This window comes from Streptomyces sp. NTH33 (assembly GCF_003236365.1).
GTDB lineage: Bacteria > Actinomycetota > Actinomycetes > Streptomycetales > Streptomycetaceae > Streptomyces.
Map to the genome: position 1 here is coordinate 1 of NZ_POTZ01001050.1, position 690 is coordinate 690.

Sequence of the window (690 nt, forward strand, 5' to 3'; positions counted from 1 at the left end):
TCGGGGCGCACAGCCACTTTCCGCTGGCGCTCGGGGAACGGGGTGAACAGGCCGATCCGGGCGGCCCCTTCAGGATCGTCGAGTCCGGTCCTGACGCCGCCGGGGTGCCGGGCCCGGCGGCGGGGACGGTCGAACCCGTGGACCTGGATGTCGTCCGGGACGGGAAGCTCGAGTACCGGCTGGAGGTACGGCCCCGGGTGCTCGGTGACTTCGTGACCGGAGCCTGGTGGCACCGCACCTCGCCCTCCTCGCACTTCATGCGGTCGCTGGTGTGCTCGCGGCTCACGGAGGACGGCGGCCGGATCACCCTCAGCGGCCGCACGCTGACCACGACGGGGACGGACGGGGCGCGCGAGGTGCGGGACCTGGCCTCGGACGCGGAGGTGCTCGCGGTGTACCGGGACCGGTTCGGGATCGAGCTCGCCTCGGTCCCGGTCGTGCGGGACCTCGACGGAAGGAACGGAAGGAGGGGCTGAGAAGGGCCGGTCCGGGTGCCGGAGAATGTCGGCGTGAGCGATGTGAGACATGTGCTGGTGCTGCCCGACCGGGATGCCGCGGAGGAGGTGGTGGAGGCGCTCGGCGAGCGGTTCGCGGTTGACGAGGAGCCGCGGATCGTCCGTGACGCGCTGGCCGGGGAGGACGACGCCGAGGACGCGCAGTGGCTCGTCGTCCTGCGGGACGAGGAGGGGC

At 72.9% G+C, this 690-nt stretch carries 2 protein-coding genes; both read left to right on the forward strand.

Translation table 11 applies throughout. The annotated features are described in order from the left end of the window. Nucleotides 1-476: arylamine N-acetyltransferase (locus C1I97_RS38395; RefSeq protein ID WP_146608475.1), on the forward strand; the 476-nt coding region annotated here is incomplete at its 5' end. Nucleotides 477-509: 33 nt separating this feature from the next. Next, nucleotides 510-690, forward strand: a 181-nt coding sequence (locus tag C1I97_RS38400) for a hypothetical protein (RefSeq protein WP_111007408.1), incomplete at its 3' end; no start/stop codon positions are given.